The sequence below is a fragment of the Arthrospira sp. PCC 9901 genome (assembly GCF_059013425.1).
Genome location: NZ_CP102296.1, coordinates 446,673 through 467,471, shown reverse-complemented (window position 1 = coordinate 467,471; position 20,799 = coordinate 446,673). Strand labels below are relative to the sequence as shown.

Genomic DNA, 20,799 nt, shown 5'->3' with positions numbered 1-20,799 from the left:
CAGACCCCAAGTCCAGTTTGCTGCTATACGAAAAAGCTGCTATGTCAACTTTAGTTATCGTTGAATCACCGACCAAAGCCCGGACTATTCGTAACTTCTTACCGAAAGACTATCAGGTAGAAGCCTCAATGGGTCATATCCGGGATTTACCACCCTCTGCTGATGAAATTCCCGAAGAGTACAAGGGGAAAACATGGGCAGGGCTAGGGGTAAACGTGGAAGGTAATTTTGAGCCTATTTATGTAATCCCCAAAGATAAGCAGAAAGTGGTCAAAGAACTCAAAAAAGCGCTTAAACAAGCGACAGAGTTAGTTCTAGCCACCGACGAAGACCGAGAAGGGGAAAGTATTAGCTGGCACTTGTTGCAGGTGCTAAAACCGAAAATTCCCACCCGGCGTATGGTCTTCCATGAAATCACCTCGGAAGCCATACTCTCAGCCCTAGAACATTGCCGAGACTTAGATGAACAACTGGTTCACGCCCAGGAAACCCGGCGGATACTCGATCGCCTCTATGGTTATACACTGTCACCACTGCTGTGGAAAAAAATCGCCCGAGGCTTGTCAGCGGGTCGGGTGCAGTCTGTAGCCGTAAGATTGATAGTAAACCGAGAGAGGGAACGTCGCGCCTTCCGACAGGGAGGATATTGGGATCTAAAAGCCTTGCTGGAACAAGGTAAAACCGAGTTTGAGGCGAAACTAATTACCCTAAATGGGGTAAAGGTAGCCACAGGTAGCGACTTCGATGAAAGCACTGGTAGAATCGCCGAGGGGCGTAATGTAGTCCTACTAGACTCAGACCAAGCCCAAGCGCTCAAGGAGAGACTGAGGGAGAAACTCTGGTCTGTCAGCAATATTGACCAACGCTCAGTTACTCGCAAACCCGCGCCGCCATTTACCACATCGACTCTGCAACAGGAAGCTAACCGGAAACTCAGACTTAGCGCCCGTCAGACTATGCAGGTGGCTCAAGGACTCTATGAGCGTGGTTATATTACTTATATGCGGACTGACTCTGTACATTTATCAGAGCAAGCCATAGTAGCTGCTAGAAACTGCGTTGAGCAGAAATATGGCAAAGAGTACCTGAGTCCGAAACCACGCCAGTACACGACCAAAAGTAAGGGCGCTCAAGAAGCCCACGAAGCTATCCGCCCGGCTGGAAGTTATTTCCGTACTCCCCAGGAAACTGAGTTAAGTGGTAATGACTTGAAACTTTATGACTTAATTTGGAAGCGGACCGTTGCTTCTCAGATGGCTGACTCTCGCCAAACTAATATCTCTGTTGACTTACAGGTGGAAGATGCAGGTTTTCGGGCGACGGGGAAACGTATTGATTTCCCTGGGTTTTTGCGGGCTTATGTAGAGGGGTCTGATGATCCTGATGCGGCTTTGGAAAATCAAGAAGTACCTCTACCACCTTTAAAAGTAGGTCAACATCCTGATTGTAAGGATTTGGAGGCAGTGGGACATGAAACCCAACCTCCGGCACGCTTTACAGAAGCATCTTTGGTCAAAACTCTGGAAAGTGAGGGGGTAGGTCGTCCGAGTACCTACGCGAGTGTCATTGGTACGATTATCGATCGCGGTTATGCTCAAATTAAGGGTAATGCTCTGATTCCTACTTTTACGGCTTTTGCGGTTAATAGCCTCCTGGAGAAACATTTTCCCGATTTGGTGGATATCGGTTTCACCGCTCGCATGGAGAATACTCTTGATGAAATAGCCACTGGACAGGCGGACCAGTTGCCTTATTTGCAACAGTTCTATTCCGGTGACGGGGGGCTGGAAAATCAGGTTAAGGAACAGGAAAGCCAAATTGATGCTAAGGTAGCCCGAACTATTGAATTGGAAAATTTGGGTGATGCTACTGATGGCATGACTTACCGTTTGTGTTTGGGTCGCTTTGGGCCTTATATTGAGGCACAGAAGGATGAGGAGATTATTACTGCTTCCATTCCTCAAGACCTGACTCCTGCTGACCTGACTCCTGAGTTAATTCAGGAGTTGATTGGACAAAAGACGGAGGGACCGGAAAAGCTGGGAGTTCATCCAGAAGCAGGGGAACCGATTTTTATGTTAATTGGTCCCTATGGTCCTTATGTGCAGTTGGGGGAAGAGTCGGAAACTAATAAGAAGCCGAAACGGGTCTCCCTTCCCAAGGGACTGGAAAAGGATGCGGTGACTTTGGATGTGGCTGTATCGCTTTTGTCTTTACCTCGCCTTTTGGGACTGCATCCCGAAACGGGGGCTAAGGTTAAGGCTGCTATTGGTCGCTTTGGTCCTTATGTGGTTCATGAAAGTAAGGAGGCTAAGGATTATCGCTCTATCAAGGCTCCTGATGATGTCTTGACTATTACTTTTGAGCGGGCTTTGGAACTTCTGGCTCAACCTAAGGTGGGACGCAGGGGGGCTAAAAAAACTCTTACTCCCCTGCGAGAGTTGGGAGAACATCCGGAAGATGGAGAACCTCTCAATATCTATGATGGTCGCTATGGTCCCTATATTAAGCATGGCAAAATTAATGCTTCTTTGCCTAAAGAACAGGCGATCGAAACTTTCACCCTAGAACAGGCTCTGGAACTCTTAAAGGCTAAGGCGGCTTCTGGGTCGAAGTCTAAGTCGAGGTCGAAGTCTACTAGCAGTACCACTGCCAAAAAGTCCACTACTGCCAAAAAGTCCACTACTGCCAAAAAGTCCACTACTAGGAAAAAATCCAGCACTAAGGGGGAAACGGAATAAGTTTTGACATCCCCGAAAGGACTGATATAATGGGAGAATGGGCGGGTTGTATCGACTAGCGATCGCCAATAGGGATGCTGCCGAAACTCGCCTATGACCCTGTGAGTTGATGGGAATGGGGATTTATTATGTGGAAATATATCATCACGGCTTTGGTGGCTTTAGAATTGGTCTTGCTGAGTTCGTTTTGGTCTCCGGCTGCGGCGACGATTAATGATACAGAATCCTATATTTGGGATTATGCCTATGGCGGTAGTAGTCAATTGGTCTGTAAACAGGTCATTTTTCACCCGATAGGGGAACCTGTACCGGCTCATGAATCACTCACCCAACCGGCTACCCTACGATCGCATATTGTTGACAGCAGCCACTGTAAAAGCGTCAGTAAACCCAGTTAAATAGACGGTCTCAAATCGGAAACCATCAATTAAGGGGTCGATTCAGGTTGACCCCACAGGGTGATTTGTTGCCTGACCCAAAAATAAGTTTGGCTAATTGATACGGCTCAAATATATGGGATTTTTCAAAGATTGTTAAGATTTGATACGTTTTGGTTGATAAAAAGTGGCAAAAAGTTGACGAGATTATCGGGGTTGTGGTAACATTGAGGAAACCGATACCAAGGGGGTATTGTGTCTTGATGCACCAATAAAGGCTGAAACCCCGATTCTCTGGCGATTAAAGTTATTTTTTGAGGGAAAACTGAAACTGGCGATGCACGAGTTTTGAGGATGAGTGGGGCTAGGGTTTTTAGACATCTTGACAAAATGGCGAGTTTGTGAATGGCAGAGAATATGTTAGTGGGAGTAGGAAAAAGGGGTGACGATCGCCTGTGGACCGACCAAGACGAGGTAAGGTTGACAGAAGTATTTTTGAGATATTTCTAGGACTTGTGGAACTGTGACCGAGGCGACATCAATTTGAAATTGCTGGTCGAAGTCAATACCCAATTCTAGGGTTTCATACCATCCGTAAATTTGGGCGAGTTGGCTGTTAGTTTGCTTTCCGAGGGCATATTGTCCTAGTAGTTTATTTTTAGCGACCTGGAGTTCTTCTTCTGTGAGGGGGGTGTTGGTAAGTCGGTCTACTTCGGCGCGTAGTCCGTCAATAGCGATCGCAGTATTATTAGGGGCAGTACCCATATACACGACAAATTGGGAAGCATCTAGGCGGGTAGGATAGAAAGCCGAGACATCATAGGCTAGTCCCCGCTTTTCGCGTAATTCGACGAAGAGGCGACTGGATAGACCATTACCCAAATAGGTGTTCATGACTTTGAGGGTGGCATAATCCTCGTGATAGACCGAGGCGGCGAGGTATCCTAGCATAATTACAGATTGCTGGGTTTCCTGGGGTGCGATCGCCTTGTGGGGGTTAGAGATGATTGTTGGTAGGGTGAGTTTGGGGAGGGGAGTCGGGGGTGCTTTCCAGTCTCCAAAGCATCTCTGTATGTGGCTTAGGGCTTTCTCTAGGGTAATGCGTCCCGCTAGGGAAATAATCAGATTATCTGGGCGAAAATAGGTCTGATGAAATTCCTGTAAGTCGGCGCGGGTAATTTGACTTACGGTTTCTTCGGTTCCGAGGCTGGACATAGCATAGGGATGGTTTTGATACATTCCCCGTCGTAGATGGTCGAAAGCTACGGAAAATGGTTGTTCTTTCTGGGCTCTAATACCTTGAATGGTGATGCGGCGTTCCAGTTCTATTTCCGCTTCGGGAAAAGATGGGGCGCGCAAGAGTTGGGCGACTAACTCCAAAATATCCTCAAAGTCACCAGAAACGGTTTTGACACCGACGAGGAAATAGTCGGAGGAGGTGTCCGCGCTAACCCTCGCCCCAACTGACTCGACTCTTTCGGCAATTTCTAGGGATGACAGGCTTTCTGTCCCTTTGGTCATGACGGCGGCGAGGAGGTGAGAGAGTCCGGCTTGGTGTGGTGGTTCCCAACGGGTCCCAGTCCTCAAAAATAAACGGGTGGCGATAATGTCCGCCGCCGGGTTTTCAGTGACTAACAGGATAATACCGTTATCTAAAACATAGCGATGAACGTTCTGGGTATCTGAGAATGATGGGGTTAGGGTTTGAGTCACGGCTGCCTATGATGATGAAATGCGATCGCAGTTGATGCCAGGATCTTTTTTGACACTCCCCGCGAGTCACGCGACGGGGATTCTTGGTTCATCAACCGGACTTAACTGAGCAGGATTTTTCCAACCCAGCCAGAGGCCCGCTCTCCCCAAGCGTATAACTTCCCGTGTGCCCCACGGTAGTTAGTCCCAGGCGCAGGATATTGATGGCCGCATTCACATCTCGGTCAGCCTCATAGCCGCAATGCGGACAGTGGTGGGTTCTGACTGAGAGTGCCTTCTTGACTCGTTGGCCGCAGCTTGAGCAATCCTGGCTCGTATATTGGGGAGGAACGGCAATCGTTACCTTCCCGTACTTCCTGCCAAAATACTCCAACCAACAGCGAAATATTGACCATCCTGCATCACTAATCGACTTGGCTAGATGCCGATTGCGTACTAACCCTTTCACATTCAAGTCTTCGTAGGCAACCAAATCGTTAGATTGGATGACGCAGTAGGCGATGCTCTTCGCCCACTCATTACGCTGCCTACTTACCCTTAAATGCTTCCGGGCGTATCGGTTCCTAGCCCTGTGATAGTTCCCGGACTGTGGTTTTGCCCCCTTGCGGTACTTTCTGGACTTCTCTCGATTGGCCTTGTTCAACCGCCTTTCAGACTTGCGATAGAACTGCGGTGCTTCCACCACACTGCCATCACTGGCAGCGATAAAATACCGCAACCCTAGGTCAAGGCCAACAGCTTTTTGACTCGGTTCACTCTGCACCTGAACATCAACCTGGATGCAGAACTGAACGTAGTAGCCATCGGCGCGACGGACTAAGCGAACCCGTTTAATCAGGGATTCGTCATAGCGTGCCAGATCGTAGGTTCCGAGCAACCGCAATTCCCCAATCCCGAAGCCATCGGTGAATGTGATGCGCTTCGGCCCGAGCAGTTTCCATCCAGAGGTTTTGTACTCCACCGAGCGGGAATGCTTTTTGAACCTGGGGAATCCTACGGGCTTAATGCCCTTTTTGCAGTTGTCGTAGAACCGACTGATTGAATTCCAGGCCCGTTCTGCTGAAGCCTGACGAGCCATGGAGTTGAGTTTCTTGGCAAAGGGAAACTCCTCAGCTAACGCTTTGCAGAGTTTGCTAAGGTCGTATTTGCCGACATCTTGGCTATCCATCCAATAGCGCAACGCCTTATTACGGACAAACTGAGCCGTCCGTATAGCGTCGTCTATAGCGGTAGCCTGGGCAGGCTTTACCCGTGCTTTGAACTCAAGTACAATCATTTTCCCTCATACTAGCATATCTGGCGTAAGAATGCGGCTAAAGCCGCCGTTGCTTTTCATCCCTGGGCTAAAGCCACAGGGCTTTCAAGCTATCGTCTATTCACGTAACACAAAATTAGGAGATTTCAGAAGTGGTGATAGTCGTTCCATGATAACAACTGCTCATTTTTTGGTGATCTGATCAAGGCGATCGCTTAGGAGTTGGTGACTGGGACTGAATAGGGCTAACCAGGCTAGTATGACGACTCCGAGAGTTCCGAGGGCGCTGGCGGAGGCGATCGCAAAGACAATGATAATCTGATAGCGTACAGCATCAAGGGGACTGGCTCCGGCTAAAATTTGACCAGTCATCATACCGGGTAAACTAACTACACCCATAACCATCATAGAGTTAATGATGGGTATCATCCCGGTTCGGACTGCGGTCTGAATTTGTTTATGGCTGGCTTCCCACCTGGTAGCACCTAGGGCGAGTAGGGTTTCAATGCCATTACGGTTACTGACGACTCCTTCCATAAACCTGTCTAAACCTAAAGAAATTCCGTTTAATGTGTTTCCGAGGATCATTCCCAACAGAGGGATTAAATATTGGGGATTGTACCAAGGTTGTACTTGAATGATGCCGATGACTGATAGGTTGGTGATTAAAAGGGCTGATACTAATACTGACAGTAAACTCCGCCAATAGATTCCCGCAAAACGGCGCGATGTTCGGTTTACTGCTGATATTCCGGCTATGGCTGCCATTAATAGGGCGATCGCTAATACTACCCAGGGGTTATCCAGAGCGAATAACCATTCTAAGATATAGCCCACCAACAATAATTGTACTACGCAACGCAGTGAGGCTATGGCGAGGGAGCGTTCTAAGCCTAGGCGTAATTGTACGGATAGGGCGACGTTGATGATAATTAATAAAACTGATGCGCCTAGTTGTCCATAACTGAGGGAAAGGTAATCATCCGACATATTCAGAAAGGATAAGTTGTTGATTGGTAACTCGTTGAATTTGCTGGGGGTCGTGGCCAGTCCAAATACAAGCGCGTTGAGGGTTCGCCGCCAACCAGGAGGCGATCGCCTTTTCCACTTTTTGGGTGGTGTCCGGGTCTAAAGATGCTGTACATTCGTCTAATAATAAAAGGGTGGGTTCTAGTTGTAGCGATCGGATAATTGCCACAATTTGACTTTCTCCCCCTGATAGGTTGGCGGCGGGTTGGTAGAGAAACTCCGGGTGTCGGTTGAAGGTTTCGAGTAGGTCTCGGACTCGGTGAGGGTCATAGCGACGGTGGGAGTTAACCGCCAGTTGATAGACTGCCTTTAGGTTGGCTTCTACGCTACCCTCGAACATGATGGGGCGTTGATGTAGGTAAATGACTTGTGAGCGGTACAGGGGCAAATTCCAGGCGCTCAGGGAGCGATCTAAATATCTGATTTCTCCTTCCCCTAGGGGGTCAAGGCAGGCGATCGCTCTCAATAATAAACTTTTTCCGGTTCCCGTCGCACCGACTAAGCCTAATTGTATGCCCGGTTCTAGTTTAAACGATAAATCACGCCATAGCCACCTGGCTGCTTGCTCTGTGGTTTGGGAAGGTTGTATTTTTTGACAGCCGATTTTGATGGCTTCCAGAATTGCCATTGCTCAACACCAACAAGGTTGTCTCTGGCTAACTGTTGGGTTCAACAGATGTAACCAGAGGTAATTGATAGTGATTAATTATTCCTGGGGATGGGTAAACTGTCAACCATTGGTCTCTAGGCAGAAGATTGGGCAGATTTTGGATGGGGTTGCTACTATCTATTATATGATAGACTGAATTAAAATGAATCACCAGAAAATGAATTTTGTCGCAGCATTTAGTAGTTGCTTAATTATATCTATGCAGTTAGGGGTGTATGCTGCCCCGGCTACAACTACAGAGAATCTAGTTCGCGTGGGGAGATATGAAAATAAACCCAAGATTTTTATTGATGAAACTGGTAAACCTGCGGGATTCTGGGTAGATTTACTTAACCCTATAGCAAGGAAGCAAAATTGGCAGTTGCAGTATATCCCCTGTGAGTGGAATCAATGCCTAGAATTACTGGAGGAAGGACAACTTGATTTAATGGTAGATGTGGCTCACTCAGAAGAACGCGATCGCCGTTTTAACTTTAACCAAGAAGTTGTCCTCGTGAGTTGGTCAGAGGTGTATAAGAGAGCCGGAATTTCGATTAATTCGATTCTGGATTTAGACCAAAAACGAGTAGCTGTATTAGCTGGAAGTATTCAACAGTCATTATTGATAGAAAAGGCTGAGGCTTTTGCCATTCAACCGGAATGGGTGGAAGTCTCTAGTTTTCAGGAGATTTTTGAGCTGGTTGCCAATGGAGAAGTTGATGCGGGTGTAGTAAATCACCTCTATGCTTGGGAGGCTGCATCGGTCTATAATTTGACCAGAACCCATATTTTAATTAACCCTTCCCGACTACATTTTGTCACAGCACCAGGTGAAAATTCTGGTATTTTAGCAGCTATTGACCAACAAATATTCGAGATGAAAAGGGATGCCAATTCTGCTTATTATGAAGCCCATAAGCGTTGGCTACAACCACCGGCAAAGTTTGGCTGGCAACACATGAAGGAAATCTTAATCAAATTAGGGATATATATACCGCTAGTGGGTGTAGTAGTTTTGGTGGTATGGAATCGTTTATTGGATGTAGAAATTAAGCGCCGTAATTTAGTAGAAAAAGCGCTGATGCAAAGTGAACAGCGCTTTCAGAATATGGCGGCGAATGTACCGGGAGCAATTTTTGAGTATGTGCTGCACCCAGATGGTTCTGATCAGGTTTTATATATGAGTGAAGGCTGCTATGAATTGTGGGAAGTGAGTGCCGAAACTGTGGTTAAAGATGCTAAGATTTTGTGGGATATGGTGCATCCAGATGATCGAGAGTTAATGTATCAATCTGTGGTGATTTCAGCTAATACTATGAAACCCTGGTTTTGGCAATGGCGGATTATTACTCCTTCGGGAAAATTCAAATGGTTGCAATCAGCAGGACAGCCCAAGCGCCAAGATAATGGGGATGTTATATGGGATACACTAATTATGGATATGAGCGATCGCAAACAGATAGAAATTGCCTTGTGTGAAAGTGAAGAACGCCTGCGTTTAGTCACCGAAAATATGAGCGATTTAGTATGTTTACACGCCGCTGATGGCAGTTATTTATATGTGACTCCCTCCAGTGAAATATTGCTAGGATATACCCCAGAAGAATTGATTGGCAAAAAACCCACTGATATTTTACAACCAGACCAATTATATCCGGTATTTCTGGAATCTTCCCTGAGTATTGTCCCGGGAATATCACGTCCAATAATTTATCGAATCCGCAAAAAAAATGGCAAATATATCTGGTTAGAAACTCTCACCAAAGTAATTGTAGATCACCGGGGAGAGGTGAGACATTTACAGAGTACATCTAGGGATGTTAGCGATCGCATTCAAGCAGAAGAACAGTTAAAATATGATGCCCTCCATGATGGCTTAACCGGACTTCCCAACCGGAATCACCTAATGGCGCGCTTAGACATGGCTTTAAAGCGAGCTAAAAATAATCCTAATTTGCAGTTAGCCATCCTGTTTTTAGATTTAGATAATTTCAAGGTTGTCAATGATAGCTTAGGTCATTTAATTGGCGATAAAATGCTGTCATTAGTGGCAAAAATCATCCAAAATCTAGTCAGAGACACTGATTTATTAGCGCGTTTAGGAGGGGATGAATTTGTGATTGTCTTAGAAGATTTAGAGGCGACACATGAGGCGATAAGGGTAGCGGAACGAATTTTAGAAAGTCTGCGATCGTCACCTTTACAAGTAGGGGAAAGAGACGTATTTGTGAATAGTAGTATTGGCATAGTTGTGCGGACAAACCGCCACGAAAAAGCCGAAGATTTACTCAGGGATGCCGATTTAGCCATGTATCGAGCCAAACATGAAGGACGGGGGAGATATGCTATCTTTGACCCGCTGATGCACTTCCAAGCTGTCCAACAAATGCACCTAGAAAATGACCTACGAAAAGCCATAGAAAACAATCAGTTAGTTTTATATTATCAACCTATTGTAAATATCAAAAACCAGAGGATTCAGGGATTAGAAGCACTGGTACGTTGGCAGCATCCTGAAAGGGGTCTTTTAGCTCCTGGTCACTTTATTGACATTGCCGAAAACACTGGTTTAATCATACCCATAGGAAGATGGTTATTACACACAGCTTGTCAACAATTAGCCGAGTGGGAAAATCAATTCCCCCACCATTGTTTAAAGATGAGTGTCAATCTTTCCGTTAAACAATTAGATATTTTTTTACTAGAACAACTTGACGAAGTGCTAAATACTTATAATCTGAACCAGAATAGCTTAGTCCTGGAAATTACCGAGAGTATGCTAGTGGCTAATATTGACAAAACCTGTGATTTACTCAACCAAATTCAAGCCAAAGGTATTGGTTTAAGTATTGATGATTTTGGCACAGGTTATTCTTCCCTTAGCTATTTGCATCAGTTACCAGTTAACAGTCTCAAAATTGACCGTTCTTTTATCAGTCCCGCCAATTTTAGTGACCGCCACCAGGTGATTGCCAAATCCATTATAGCTTTAAGTAAATTACTGAAACTTCATGTAATTGCTGAAGGTGTGGAAACACCCGAACAATTCTACTGGTTGAAAAAACTCGGTTGTGAAGCCGCCCAAGGTTATTTATTTTCTCGACCTATTCCGGCTAGTGACATCACGGAGTTATTATCTCACAAATTCTTGTGTATTCCTGAGAGTAAATATTCCGATGAATTTAGCAAATAATCACCTGTTTAATTTTCTGCTGAAATTTGAAAAGACCATCGAAGCATACCGAGGTATTCGCGCGGGTATAGCTTTAGCATTTCCCCTAGTAATCGGTCGGTTAATGGGTTATCCAGAGACGGGATTTTATATAGGTTTGACAGGAGTATTTTTTATTTTGGGTGCGGTTGGTGGCCCTTATAAAATTCGGGCAAAAACAGCGATCGCTACCCTGTTAGCAGGTCTTTTAGCTATTGGTTTGGGAACTTTGGTATCCCATATTATTTGGCTAAAATTACTGATGACCTTTTTGTGGATGTTTGCGGTAGGATATGCTGCAGTTTACGGACATCCTGGGGTAATGACGGGAATTGTGGCGGGGATTTTATTTCTGTTTACTATTCATACTCCCCCAGGAGATATCATAGTAGCCGGAGAAAGGATGTTGATTGGTTTGGTGGGAGGAATTTGGGCGATCGCTTTATGGTTCATTTTTTGGCCCCTACAACCTTATCTCCCCCTCAAAAAAGCCATAGCTGACTGTTATGCGGCGATCGCTGATTATATACAAGTAGTTTTAAGTAATTCTACCAGTCTATCTGTCTCCGAATTACAGCAAGTTAAAGGATGGCGAGAAAAACTACAACTGGCTAAAGATGCTTTAGTCATCAACCGCCAAGGTCGCCGAGGTACTTCCGAAATCGGACAAGCTGCAGTCATCTTGATTCAAGATATTGAATACTTGATGACCGCTATCTCTACCTTAATTAAGTTATCGGGAATCCATCGAGACAAGCCGGAAAATATCACCGTTAAAATCTTGTTAAATGAGGCTTTTAAAGAAATAGTCATTAACCTGGAAAATTTAGTCCAAAAAATCCGCAATCAACCAGCTAAATTCAACTGTGATCGTCTCAAACAAATTACCCAAGCCCTAGATGAACAACAATCTTTTCAACGTCAAACTATTGGTAATCAGGTAGATGCTTATGTGAGTTTAATTTCTCTTGTCCGGTTAGTCGAAGGCTTAAATAGGTTGATTTCTCTACTGGAAAGAACCTATTTAGTCGTCGAGGAAATGAAACCCACTACTATTCCGGCAGAAAATAACTCGGAATTATCCGAAATAACTATATTGTTAGAAAAAGGTGATCAATCCTGGTTTCAACCTTTGTTAGATAACTTCAGTTTCGATTCTGCTATCTTCCGTCATGGACTCCGACTAGCTATTGCTACATCAGTAGCAGTGGCGATCGCTACTATTGAATCTATCCCCAGAGGCTTCTGGATTAGTTTAACTGTATTATTGGTTTTACAGCATGATTTTGGTAGCACATTTCGCCGCTTTTTTCAACGAATTTTAGGCACAGTTTTGGGTGCGTTAATCACCCCTGTATTAACTGTGTTTATTTACACCCAAGCAGGCTTAGAAGCCATTGCTATTGTGTCCGTTTCCGTGGCTTTCTCCTTACTCAGGTTTAACTATGGAGTAGCCGTTTTTTTGATTACTGTATATGCTGTAACTCTCGAACAAAGCCGAACTTTTGAGAATGCTTGGATCGCGACTCTGCGAGTGATTGCTACTTTAATTGGTTCTGGGTTAGCTTTTATGGCTGCATTCTTTCTATTTCGCGATCGCCAGGAACAACAATTCTGGAGACTAGCCACTAATGCTATTACCTGTAGTCGGGATTATTTCCAGATAGTCATGATGTCTTACTTGTCTAATAAATCTCCCGATTATCAGGCTATCAATAAACAGCGCCACCAGAATAGACTCGCTCAATTTAACGCCCAAATTTCTCTACAAAAACTCATTGATGACCCGCAAACTTCCCAACTCCAAATTGAAATAGCTTTAACTCTGATGACTAACTTAACTCGGTTCAGTCGCGCTATCACTGTTCTAATTGACCAATTAAATGATTTTAGTGGTACAGACCCTCACCCAGAATTAGAAACCTTTGTCAGTCGCATTGATTTGGGGTTGTCACAATTGGAAACTTCCCTAAAATCTCAAAGTCCTCTCCCCCCTATTCCCGATACAGTTACGCCATCGCAACAGTTTCAGCTTTACCTCAAGGGTCTACAACAAAAACGCTTAATCGAATTTGCTAACCGCGAAGATGAAACCCCCACCCGTCAAGTTTTACTGGACTATAGTATTGTGGCTTTAGAAATAGAGGAAATGGCAGATTATCTACAGGGTATGTATCACGCCGTTTCTCAATTATCATCGCGATCGCTATAGCTATGGGAGGGGTGGACATAGTTATATTGTCCAGCCAGGTATCAGAAACTATTCCCGATACAGTTACGCCATCGCAATAGTTTCAGGTTGACCCCAAGGATCTACCACAAAAACCCCTCCCCCCTATTCCCAATACAGTTACGCCATCGCAATAGTTTCAGGTTGACCCCAAGGGTCTACCACAAAAACCCCTCCCCCCTATTCCCAATACAGTTACGCCATCGCAATAGTTTCAGGTTGACCCCAAGGGTCTACCACAAAAACCCCTCCCCCCTATTCCCAATACAGTTACGCCATCGCAATAGTTTCAGGTTGACCTCAAGGGTCTACCACAAAAAACCTTCCCCCCTATTCCCGATACATACAGTTAGGCGATCGCAATAGTTTCAGGTTGACCTCAAGGGTCTACCACAAAAAACCTTCCCCCCTATTCCCGATACATACAGTTACGCCATCGCAATAGTTTCAGGTTGACCTCAAGGGTCTACCACAAAAAACCTTCCCCCCTATTCCCGATACATACAGTTAGGCGATCGCAACAGTTTCAGCTTTACCTCAAGGGTCTACAACAAAAACGCTTAATCGAATTGGCGAACCGCGAAGATGAAACCCCCACCCGTCAAGTTTTACTGGACTATAGTATTGTGGCTTTAGAAATAGAGGAAATGGCAGATTATCTACAGGGTATGTATCACGCCGTTTCTCAATTATCATCGCGATCGCTATAGCTACGGGAGGGGTTGACATAGTTATATTGTCCAGCCAGGTATCAGAAAAATCGCGGGTATAAATACCGGGAAAATCACCAGATTTATACCTTATGATAGATACCAAATAGCCCATAATTTGTGATAATAAATGATAGATAAATTTATTTTGTGTCTACAATTGCAGTTAATTTAAGGAGTTTTTTGATGAAACGATTGTCTGATTTTATGAAGTCTCTGAGATTGGGTCATTTGGTGACGGTGTTAATGGCGGTGACTTTACTATTGGTGACAGCAGCTTGTAGCAACACTGAAACTGCTAGTTACGATAATTCGGAAGCGGGTGAGTATCAGGAAGATGTAGCGGAAAACTTGAGTGATTTTCGTCAGGAACTTGAAGACCTAGCCACAGAAGTACAGACTAAGGTGGAAGAGGCTGCGGGTGTAGTTAAAGAAGAAGGTGGAGATATGACTAAGGAAGCCAAACGACAATTAGAAGATGCTGCTGATGTAGTTAAGCAGGAAGGTGGAGATATGACTAAGGAAGCCAAACGACAATTAGAAGATGCTACTGATGTGGTTAAGGAAAAGGTGGGAGAGGCTAAAAAGTCCGCACAACGGACTATTGAGGATGTTTCTGATGCGGCGGATAGCTAATATAGTGGGCTAAAATACTTATAGCCTAGTGAATCTGTTTGTCCGCCACTAAAACTCAATCACTTGTGATACAATTGGAGGGTGATGTAATTCTCTCCTTGTTTTCCAAGTTACTCCTCATTTATCCTCAAGTTAGGGTGAGTGAGGGGCTTTAATCTCTATAGGTTAATGATAAGTTAAAAAACGGTTAATAGTTTCCCAAACTTGGTCTATTAAGTTGGTACTATCAGCATCAAACCAGTGAATTTGAGGAATAGCCTTAAACCAGGTGTTTTGTCGTTTAGCAAATTGGCGAGTATGCAAAACTGTCAATTCTTTGGCGGCGGCGAGGGTAATATCGCCAGCTAGGTATTGGCTAATCTCTTGATAGCCTAAAGTTTTCAATAGGGGTAAATCTTTACCGTAGCGATCGCCTAAACGTTGCACTTCCGCCACCAAGCCAGATTCTATCATAGCCTCGGTGCGATCGCAGATGCGACGGGTGAGGGTAAGTGGGTCTTGACAGGTTAGACCCAACTGCAAAATCGGGTAATTAGGGGGGTTTTCTCCTTGTTGGGCTGAGATGGTTTGTCCCGTGACATAATAAACTTCTAAGCCTCTGAGGGTGCGTACAGCATCATTAGGGTGAATTTTTTGGGCGGCGACAGGATCAACTTGCTGTAAAAGGCTGTATGCGAAAGGTTGACCCAAAGCCGTGAGTTGCGATCGCAATTGGGGATGTGGTGGAACTCTGGGAATTTTCAAACCAGCGGCGATCGCCTTAATATATAACCCAGTTCCTCCCACCAGAAGTAAAGGCTTACCCCGTGGCGCTAATATATGGGATTGGCCAATTAACTGATTAGCCCGATCCTGATAATCTGCGAGAGTTAGGGTTTCCGTCGGATCGCAGATATCAATCAGATAATGGGGGACTTGTTCCCTTTCTGCTAAAGTAGGTTTAGCAGTTCCGATGTCAAACTCCCGGTATACTTGGCGTGAGTCCGCACTGAGAATCACCGTTTCCAGGCGTTTAGCCAAAGTTAACCCCAAACCCGATTTTCCCGTAGCCGTCGCGCCACAAACCACAATCACCCCAGTTGGAGGAGTGAAAAGTTGACCATCGTCGATTGTATGATTGGTATATCCCATATCCAAACTTTAATTTAGCCTGCCCTCATCTCGTCTATAACCCTTTTGTGTTACAATTTTGGCTATATTTCTCATTTTTGAAGCCCCTGGGCTTCAGCGCCATTATTGGAGCAGTTTTTAGATGACCAGCACGTACTCAGCAGACCAGATCCAAGTTCTTGAAGGTCTTGAAGCAGTCCGCAAACGTCCGGGGATGTATATTGGTTCTACCGGACCACGCGGCCTTCACCACTTAGTTTATGAGGTTGTTGATAACTCCGTTGATGAGGCGTTAGCTGGCTATTGCACGCACATCGAAGTTGAGATCAACCCAGATAACTCCGTCAGAGTAACTGACGATGGTCGAGGTATCCCCATTGACACCCACTCCAAAACTGGCAGATCAGCCCTAGAAACCGTAATGACTGTTCTCCATGCAGGAGGAAAGTTCGGCGGCGGTGGCTATAAGGTATCAGGCGGCTTACACGGGGTGGGTATCTCCGTTGTGAACGCTTTATCAGAATGGGTGGAAGTAACAGTATTACGAGACCACAAACGATACGTTCAACGCTACGAGCGAGGGGTTCCGGTCACAGAACTAGAGGAACACTCTAGCAAAGAAACCCAAACGGGAACTTCTGTCTGCTTTAAACCCGATACCAAGATTTTCACCACGGGGATAGAGTTTGAATATGATACCATTGCCAGCCGTTTAAGGGAACTGGCTTATCTGAATGCAGGAGTACGCATTACTCTCACCGATAACAGGCTGGAGTTACTCAAACGGGAAGAGGCTAAGGTTGAGAGTTACTGTTACGAGGGGGGCATTAAGGAATATGTTACCTACATGAACCGGGAAAAGCAGGCTCTCCACGAAGATACTATTTATGTGTCTGGTGAACGCAATAATGTTCAGGTGGAAGTGGCTCTACAGTGGTGTGTTGATGCCTACAGCGACACGATTTTGGGTTTTGCTAACAATATCCGCACCGTTGATGGTGGTACCCATTTGGAAGGACTGAAAACTGTTCTGACTCGCACCATGAATGCGATCGCCCGTAAGCGTAATAAGATTAAAGATAATGAGCCTAACCTGGGGGGGGAAAATGTCCGGGAAGGTTTGACTGGGGTGATTTCTGTTAAGGTTCCTGACCCGGAATTTGAGGGACAAACCAAAACCAAGCTGGGAAATACCGAAGTTCGCGGAATTGTCGATTCCCTGGTCGGCGAGGTTCTGACTGAGTTTCTGGATTTTAACCCTAATGTGGCTGATGCCATTTTAGAGAAGGCTATTCAGGCTTTTAAGGCGGCGGAAGCAGCACGGCGCGCGCGGGATTTGGTGCGCCGCAAATCTGTGTTAGAATCTTCTCCGTTACCAGGAAAGTTGGCAGACTGTAGCAGCCGTGACCCGGAAGAGTCGGAAATCTTTTTGGTTGAGGGAGATAGTGCGGGTGGTAGCGCTAAACAAGGACGCGATCGCCGTACTCAGGCGATTTTACCCCTGCGTGGTAAGATTCTGAACATTGAGAAAACCGATGATGCGAAAATCTACAAAAATAATGAGATTCAATCACTAATTACCGCTTTGGGATTGGGTATTAAGGGGGAGGAGTTTGACCCGTCTCAGTTGCGCTATCACAAAGTGATCATTATGACTGATGCTGATGTTGATGGCGCTCATATTCGGACTTTGCTGTTAACCTTTTTCTATCGCTATCAGCGAGAGTTGGTTGCTCAGGGTTTTATTTATATCGCCTGTCCGCCTCTTTATAAGGTGGAACGGGGACGCAATCACTACTATTGCTATAATGAGCAACAATTGCAGCAACAATTGGCGGAGTTCCCCGATAATGCTAATTACACCATCCAACGCTTTAAAGGGTTGGGGGAAATGATGCCGAATCAACTCTGGGACACAACGATGAACCCGGAAACTCGCAGCATTAAACGGGTGGAAATTGAGGATGCGGCGGAGGCTGACCACATCTTTACCGTGTTAATGGGCGATCGGGTTGCGCCTCGTCGCCAGTTTATCGAGGATCATGCTCCTCGTTTGGATATCACTGATTTGGATATCTAATTTTCCCGCCGCCTGAGAACTGATGTGCTGAGTTTTTCAAAGCGATCGCATCAGTTCTTTCCAGTTCACCCGTGGGTTAGCTGCTATCAACCTACAAAAATAGGTTTTTCTTGCCTCCTGGTAACTGAGAACTAACTAGATAAAAATCCTGGGGATAAATCCAATGAGTATCCATCGGGCCGTGAATCTGAATCCCCGTCATAACCCCATAATTAAACACGAAATTATCCACCGGAGATAACAACTTTTCTACATCTTCTGAAATAATTTTACTAGCCAACTGAGTCATTTCTACTAGATTAGGTTTATCCCCATATTTAAGCGCCGAAATGATTTTTTGACGGATGATAGATTGCTCAATATCCTGCATATCCGTCATTAATTGCAGATAACCAGATTCTAACTCCTTAACAATTGCTTCTAAAGCACCACAAGCATGGGAAGCCTTATCTATTCCCGACCGATAAACTTTGCCGATTTCTCCATTTTTAGAAATGGCAATATGTGGCATTGCATAAAATGTAAATCGCCGAATACCATCACAAATGGGAGTGTGATCTGTTGCCGCCGCCAAGCCAGTTTTACCCATCATTACAAAGCCTGCTAAACTACAACAATTGAAGGTTTTACCCCAATATTTGATGACTTCATCCATTAAAACATCTGTGATTTCATCCCGACAAATGGCGACCATACCAATGGTTTTTCCTGTGTCAAATCCATAATTTTTTAGTTCAATATAGGTCTTTTTTATATAATCTTTCATGGGTAAACTTCCCGGAAAATGCTTTCTCATGGTTTCATGAAATACCGGATTTGTATTTGAGTCATACCCATCAACTGCCTGTAATATTTCGTCCCGTAAACTATCAAGGTAGTTAATATTCATCAGTGTTAAAAATTATAGGTTTGGGGAGTGCTAAGTCAATTTTGGGGATTATGGCTGTCTGAGTCTATGCACAAATTGGGTTTTTTGTCAAGATGGTAAATTTGGAAAGACCCTAAATTACTGAAAAATCGTGCATCGCCAGTTTTAAAATCTGGTCAGAAAATTATCAAGTTGGCGACGCAATGGGGGTTTTAGCCTCTATTTTTGGCATTAGACACAGTAAGCCATTGGGTGCTATTTCTTATATGGTACTACAACCCCTATAATTTCGTCAACCTTTTGCCAGTAATTATCAATAAAATCGTAACAATTCTTAACAGTAATTAGGTAGCCCTCTGTAAGGAAGCCAATGGGAGTTAGATTAAAGAACTCATTTTTGGATCTTCCTTAAACCAGAGAGAGAGCATGATTTAATCTCAAATTAGGTTAATATTTTAGGGCAATATGGTATAAGAAGCGAGAAGGGTTGAGGATAAACCTATTGCCAGATATGTCAAACCCAAGGAAGCGGCTCAAATCCTTGGAGTCCATGAAAGAATACTCCGCAGATGGGACAAAAATGGCTCAATCGAGACCATCAGAACCCCCGCTGGGCAACGACGATACAACGTTGAGTGATATACTGCTGCCAAATCAGGCAGTGACAAACGCAAAGTCGTTATCTATGCCAGAGTTAGTAGCCGCGCCCAGCAGTCCGACCTCAACCGACAGGTGGCCGCACTGTCCAACCTCTACCCCGAAGCAGAAGTCGTCTCAGAAATCGGAGGCGGGCTCAACTTCAAGGGAAAGGGAAAGAAAATGCTCGGCCTTACTGGGACAAGTCTTGTCAGGAGATGTCGGCATGGTTGTCGTTGCCCACCCAGACCGATTGGCAATATGGGGATTTGACTGGTTTCGATGGCTCTGTGAGCAAAACAGGTGCTCACTCATGGTTCTCAACGAGACAAGTCTCAGTCCAGAACCAGAAATGGTTGAGGACATCCTCGCCATCCTCCACTGCTTCAGTTCCCGATTATACGGACGGAGTAAATACCAAACTCAGGTCAAAGAAGATCCGGATTTACCCCAGCCCGGAGCTAAATCAAGTCTGGCGTAAATGGCTGGCTGCTTGTCGGTATTGCTACAACCAAGCAATTGCATTATCTAGGAGTGGTAAACGACTAAGCAAACTGAAATTACGCAACGAAGTGATGCAGAGTGACTTACCCGAATGGGTCAAAGAAACACCCTGCCACATTCGGCAAAATGCCATCTTTGATGCCTATCAGGCTTTGACCGCCAGTCCTGGCGCAAGGTTTAGGAGCTGTCGGGATAGTTCTCAAGGGATTAAGTTCAATAATACTAATTTCTCTTCAGGGAGTTGGTATCCAAGACTCACGAAAGGATTAACTTTCATGGTTTCCGAACCCATCCCTAAAACTTGCGGGCAAGGGACTCAGTTGGTGTTTACCAAAGGTCGATGGTTGGCGATTTTCCCTGAACCAGTTGCCGTTACCCCAACTGAAGCGAATGGCGTAATTGCATTAGACCCGGGCGTCCGAACTTTTATGACCGGGTTTGATGGCTCTCGGTTTCTGGAATTTGGCTCCGGGGATATAGGACGCATTACTAGGCTATGTCAACATTTGGATGATTTGATGAGCCGAATCGCCAAGGAACCCTGTCGTTCAAGGAGGCGACGGATGAGGCAAGCGGCTCAACGAATGAGAACCAAAATCCGCAATCTAGTTGATGAAGCCCACAAACAAATTGCTCACTACTTGACTCACAACTACAGCCTAATTTTTTTGCCCACCTTCGAGACTTCCGATATGGCCAGTCAGGTGAAGCGTCTAATCAGGTCTAAGACTGCCCGCGCCATGCTGACATGGGCGCATTATCGATTCAAACTAACCCTGAGGCATCAAGGGGAAATAACTGGAACCACAGTTGTAGATGTGACGGAAGAATACACCAGCAAAACCTGTACTCACTGTGGTCATGTGCATTCCCAGCTAGGTGGCTCAAAAGTGTTCCGATGTCCTGAGTGTGGGTTCACTCTACCACGGGACTGGAACGGTGCTTTTGGAATCTTTCTAAAAGCTTTGCGGGATACCGCCTCTGTTACCTTAACGGGTAATAGTGCTATCGTCGCATTGTCCGGCAATAGCCGGATAAATGTCGCGTAAA

14 protein-coding genes and 1 pseudogene are annotated in these 20,799 nt (G+C 45.2%); 9 read left to right on the top strand and 6 right to left on the bottom strand.

Annotation, left to right across the window (positions count from 1 at the left end; all coding sequences use genetic code 11):
* Positions 1–41: 41 nt before the first annotated feature.
* Positions 42–2,741, top strand: coding sequence for a type I DNA topoisomerase (gene topA, locus NLZ44_RS02205; RefSeq protein WP_493751730.1), 2,700 nt, complete (start codon positions 42–44; stop codon positions 2,739–2,741).
* 128 nt (positions 2,742–2,869) lie between these two features.
* The gene (locus NLZ44_RS02200) at positions 2,870–3,139 is read left to right on the top strand and encodes a hypothetical protein (RefSeq protein WP_006623548.1); all 270 of its coding nucleotides are present in this window, start codon (positions 2,870–2,872) and stop codon (positions 3,137–3,139) included.
* Between the two features lie 399 nt (positions 3,140–3,538).
* Here NLZ44_RS02200 and NLZ44_RS02195 read toward each other — a convergent pair whose 3' ends face one another.
* From NLZ44_RS02195 to NLZ44_RS02180, 4 genes are all read right to left on the bottom strand, one after another.
* Positions 3,539–4,831 (bottom strand): M16 family metallopeptidase, encoded by a 1,293-nt coding sequence (locus NLZ44_RS02195; protein ID WP_493751729.1) that lies wholly within the window; start codon positions 4,829–4,831, stop codon positions 3,539–3,541.
* 91 nt (positions 4,832–4,922) lie between these two features.
* Positions 4,923–6,107 (bottom strand): RNA-guided endonuclease InsQ/TnpB family protein, encoded by a 1,185-nt coding sequence (locus tag NLZ44_RS02190; RefSeq protein WP_493751728.1) that lies wholly within the window; start codon positions 6,105–6,107, stop codon positions 4,923–4,925.
* A 162-nt stretch (positions 6,108–6,269) separates the two neighbouring features.
* Entirely contained in the window at positions 6,270–7,076 is an 807-nt protein-coding gene (locus NLZ44_RS02185; protein WP_493751727.1) for an ABC transporter permease, read from the bottom strand.
* Complete coding sequence (locus NLZ44_RS02180; protein ID WP_111891599.1) at positions 7,066–7,743, bottom strand: ABC transporter ATP-binding protein; 678 nt, start codon at positions 7,741–7,743, stop codon at positions 7,066–7,068. The genes NLZ44_RS02185 and NLZ44_RS02180 overlap by 11 nt, the downstream gene beginning before the upstream one ends.
* A 184-nt stretch (positions 7,744–7,927) precedes the next feature.
* On the opposite strand from NLZ44_RS02180, the gene NLZ44_RS02175 reads away from it, so the two are divergent.
* The 4 genes from NLZ44_RS02175 (at position 7,928) to NLZ44_RS02160 (ending at position 14,551) form a co-directional block, all read left to right on the top strand.
* Positions 7,928–10,957, top strand: coding sequence for an EAL domain-containing protein (locus NLZ44_RS02175; RefSeq protein ID WP_493751726.1), 3,030 nt, complete (start codon positions 7,928–7,930; stop codon positions 10,955–10,957).
* Complete coding sequence (locus NLZ44_RS02170) at positions 10,941–13,187, top strand: FUSC family protein (protein ID WP_493751725.1); 2,247 nt, start codon at positions 10,941–10,943, stop codon at positions 13,185–13,187. The genes NLZ44_RS02175 and NLZ44_RS02170 overlap by 17 nt, the downstream gene beginning before the upstream one ends.
* A gap of 470 nt (positions 13,188–13,657) precedes the next feature.
* Entirely contained in the window at positions 13,658–13,915 is a 258-nt protein-coding gene (locus NLZ44_RS02165; RefSeq protein ID WP_493751724.1) for a hypothetical protein, read from the top strand.
* A 186-nt stretch (positions 13,916–14,101) separates the two neighbouring features.
* Positions 14,102–14,551 carry a hypothetical protein gene (locus NLZ44_RS02160; RefSeq protein WP_493751723.1) on the top strand — a complete coding sequence of 150 codons (450 nt, stop codon included), beginning with the start codon at positions 14,102–14,104 and terminating at the stop codon, positions 14,549–14,551.
* Positions 14,552–14,716: 165 nt separating this feature from the next.
* On the opposite strand, the gene miaA is transcribed toward NLZ44_RS02160, so the two are convergent.
* Positions 14,717–15,682 (bottom strand): tRNA (adenosine(37)-N6)-dimethylallyltransferase MiaA, encoded by a 966-nt coding sequence (gene miaA / locus NLZ44_RS02155; RefSeq protein WP_493751722.1) that lies wholly within the window; start codon positions 15,680–15,682, stop codon positions 14,717–14,719.
* 121 nt (positions 15,683–15,803) lie between these two features.
* Between miaA and gyrB the strand changes: the two genes are divergently transcribed.
* A complete protein-coding gene (gyrB, locus tag NLZ44_RS02150) occupies positions 15,804–17,741 on the top strand; it encodes a DNA topoisomerase (ATP-hydrolyzing) subunit B (protein WP_008055288.1) in 1,938 nt (645 codons plus the stop codon).
* Between the two features lie 91 nt (positions 17,742–17,832).
* Here the strand turns inward: gyrB and NLZ44_RS02145 are convergent, their stop codons facing one another.
* A complete protein-coding gene (locus NLZ44_RS02145; RefSeq protein WP_493751721.1) occupies positions 17,833–18,630 on the bottom strand; it encodes a hypothetical protein in 798 nt (265 codons plus the stop codon).
* A gap of 480 nt (positions 18,631–19,110) precedes the next feature.
* Here NLZ44_RS02145 and NLZ44_RS02140 point away from each other — a divergent pair.
* Together NLZ44_RS02140 and NLZ44_RS02135 are read left to right on the top strand one after the other, a co-directional pair.
* Positions 19,111–19,726: pseudogene (locus tag NLZ44_RS02140) on the top strand (IS607 family transposase).
* Positions 19,683–20,798 carry an RNA-guided endonuclease InsQ/TnpB family protein gene (locus tag NLZ44_RS02135; protein ID WP_493752934.1) on the top strand — a complete coding sequence of 372 codons (1,116 nt, stop codon included), beginning with the start codon at positions 19,683–19,685 and terminating at the stop codon, positions 20,796–20,798. The pseudogene NLZ44_RS02140 and the gene NLZ44_RS02135 overlap by 44 nt, the downstream one beginning before the upstream one ends.
* Position 20,799 lies beyond the last annotated feature (1 nt).

What these genes read in the sequence shown, in the direction of transcription:
- topA (WP_493751730.1), top strand. Translation starts at nt 42, where the DNA reads ATGTCAACTTTAGTTATCGTTGAATCACCGACCAAAGCCCGGACTATT.
- NLZ44_RS02200 (WP_006623548.1), top strand. Translation starts at nt 2,870, where the DNA reads ATGTGGAAATATATCATCACGGCTTTGGTGGCTTTAGAATTGGTCTTG.
- NLZ44_RS02190 (WP_493751728.1), bottom strand. Translation starts at nt 6,107, where the DNA reads ATGATTGTACTTGAGTTCAAAGCACGGGTAAAGCCTGCCCAGGCTACC.
- NLZ44_RS02185 (WP_493751727.1), bottom strand. Translation starts at nt 7,076, where the DNA reads ATGTCGGATGATTACCTTTCCCTCAGTTATGGACAACTAGGCGCATCA.
- NLZ44_RS02180 (WP_111891599.1), bottom strand. Translation starts at nt 7,743, where the DNA reads ATGGCAATTCTGGAAGCCATCAAAATCGGCTGTCAAAAAATACAACCT.
- NLZ44_RS02175 (WP_493751726.1), top strand. Translation starts at nt 7,928, where the DNA reads ATGAATCACCAGAAAATGAATTTTGTCGCAGCATTTAGTAGTTGCTTA.
- NLZ44_RS02170 (WP_493751725.1), top strand. Translation starts at nt 10,941, where the DNA reads ATGAATTTAGCAAATAATCACCTGTTTAATTTTCTGCTGAAATTTGAA.
- NLZ44_RS02160 (WP_493751723.1), top strand. Translation starts at nt 14,102, where the DNA reads ATGAAACGATTGTCTGATTTTATGAAGTCTCTGAGATTGGGTCATTTG.
- miaA (WP_493751722.1), bottom strand. Translation starts at nt 15,682, where the DNA reads ATGGGATATACCAATCATACAATCGACGATGGTCAACTTTTCACTCCT.
- gyrB (WP_008055288.1), top strand. Translation starts at nt 15,804, where the DNA reads ATGACCAGCACGTACTCAGCAGACCAGATCCAAGTTCTTGAAGGTCTT.
- NLZ44_RS02145 (WP_493751721.1), bottom strand. Translation starts at nt 18,630, where the DNA reads ATGAATATTAACTACCTTGATAGTTTACGGGACGAAATATTACAGGCA.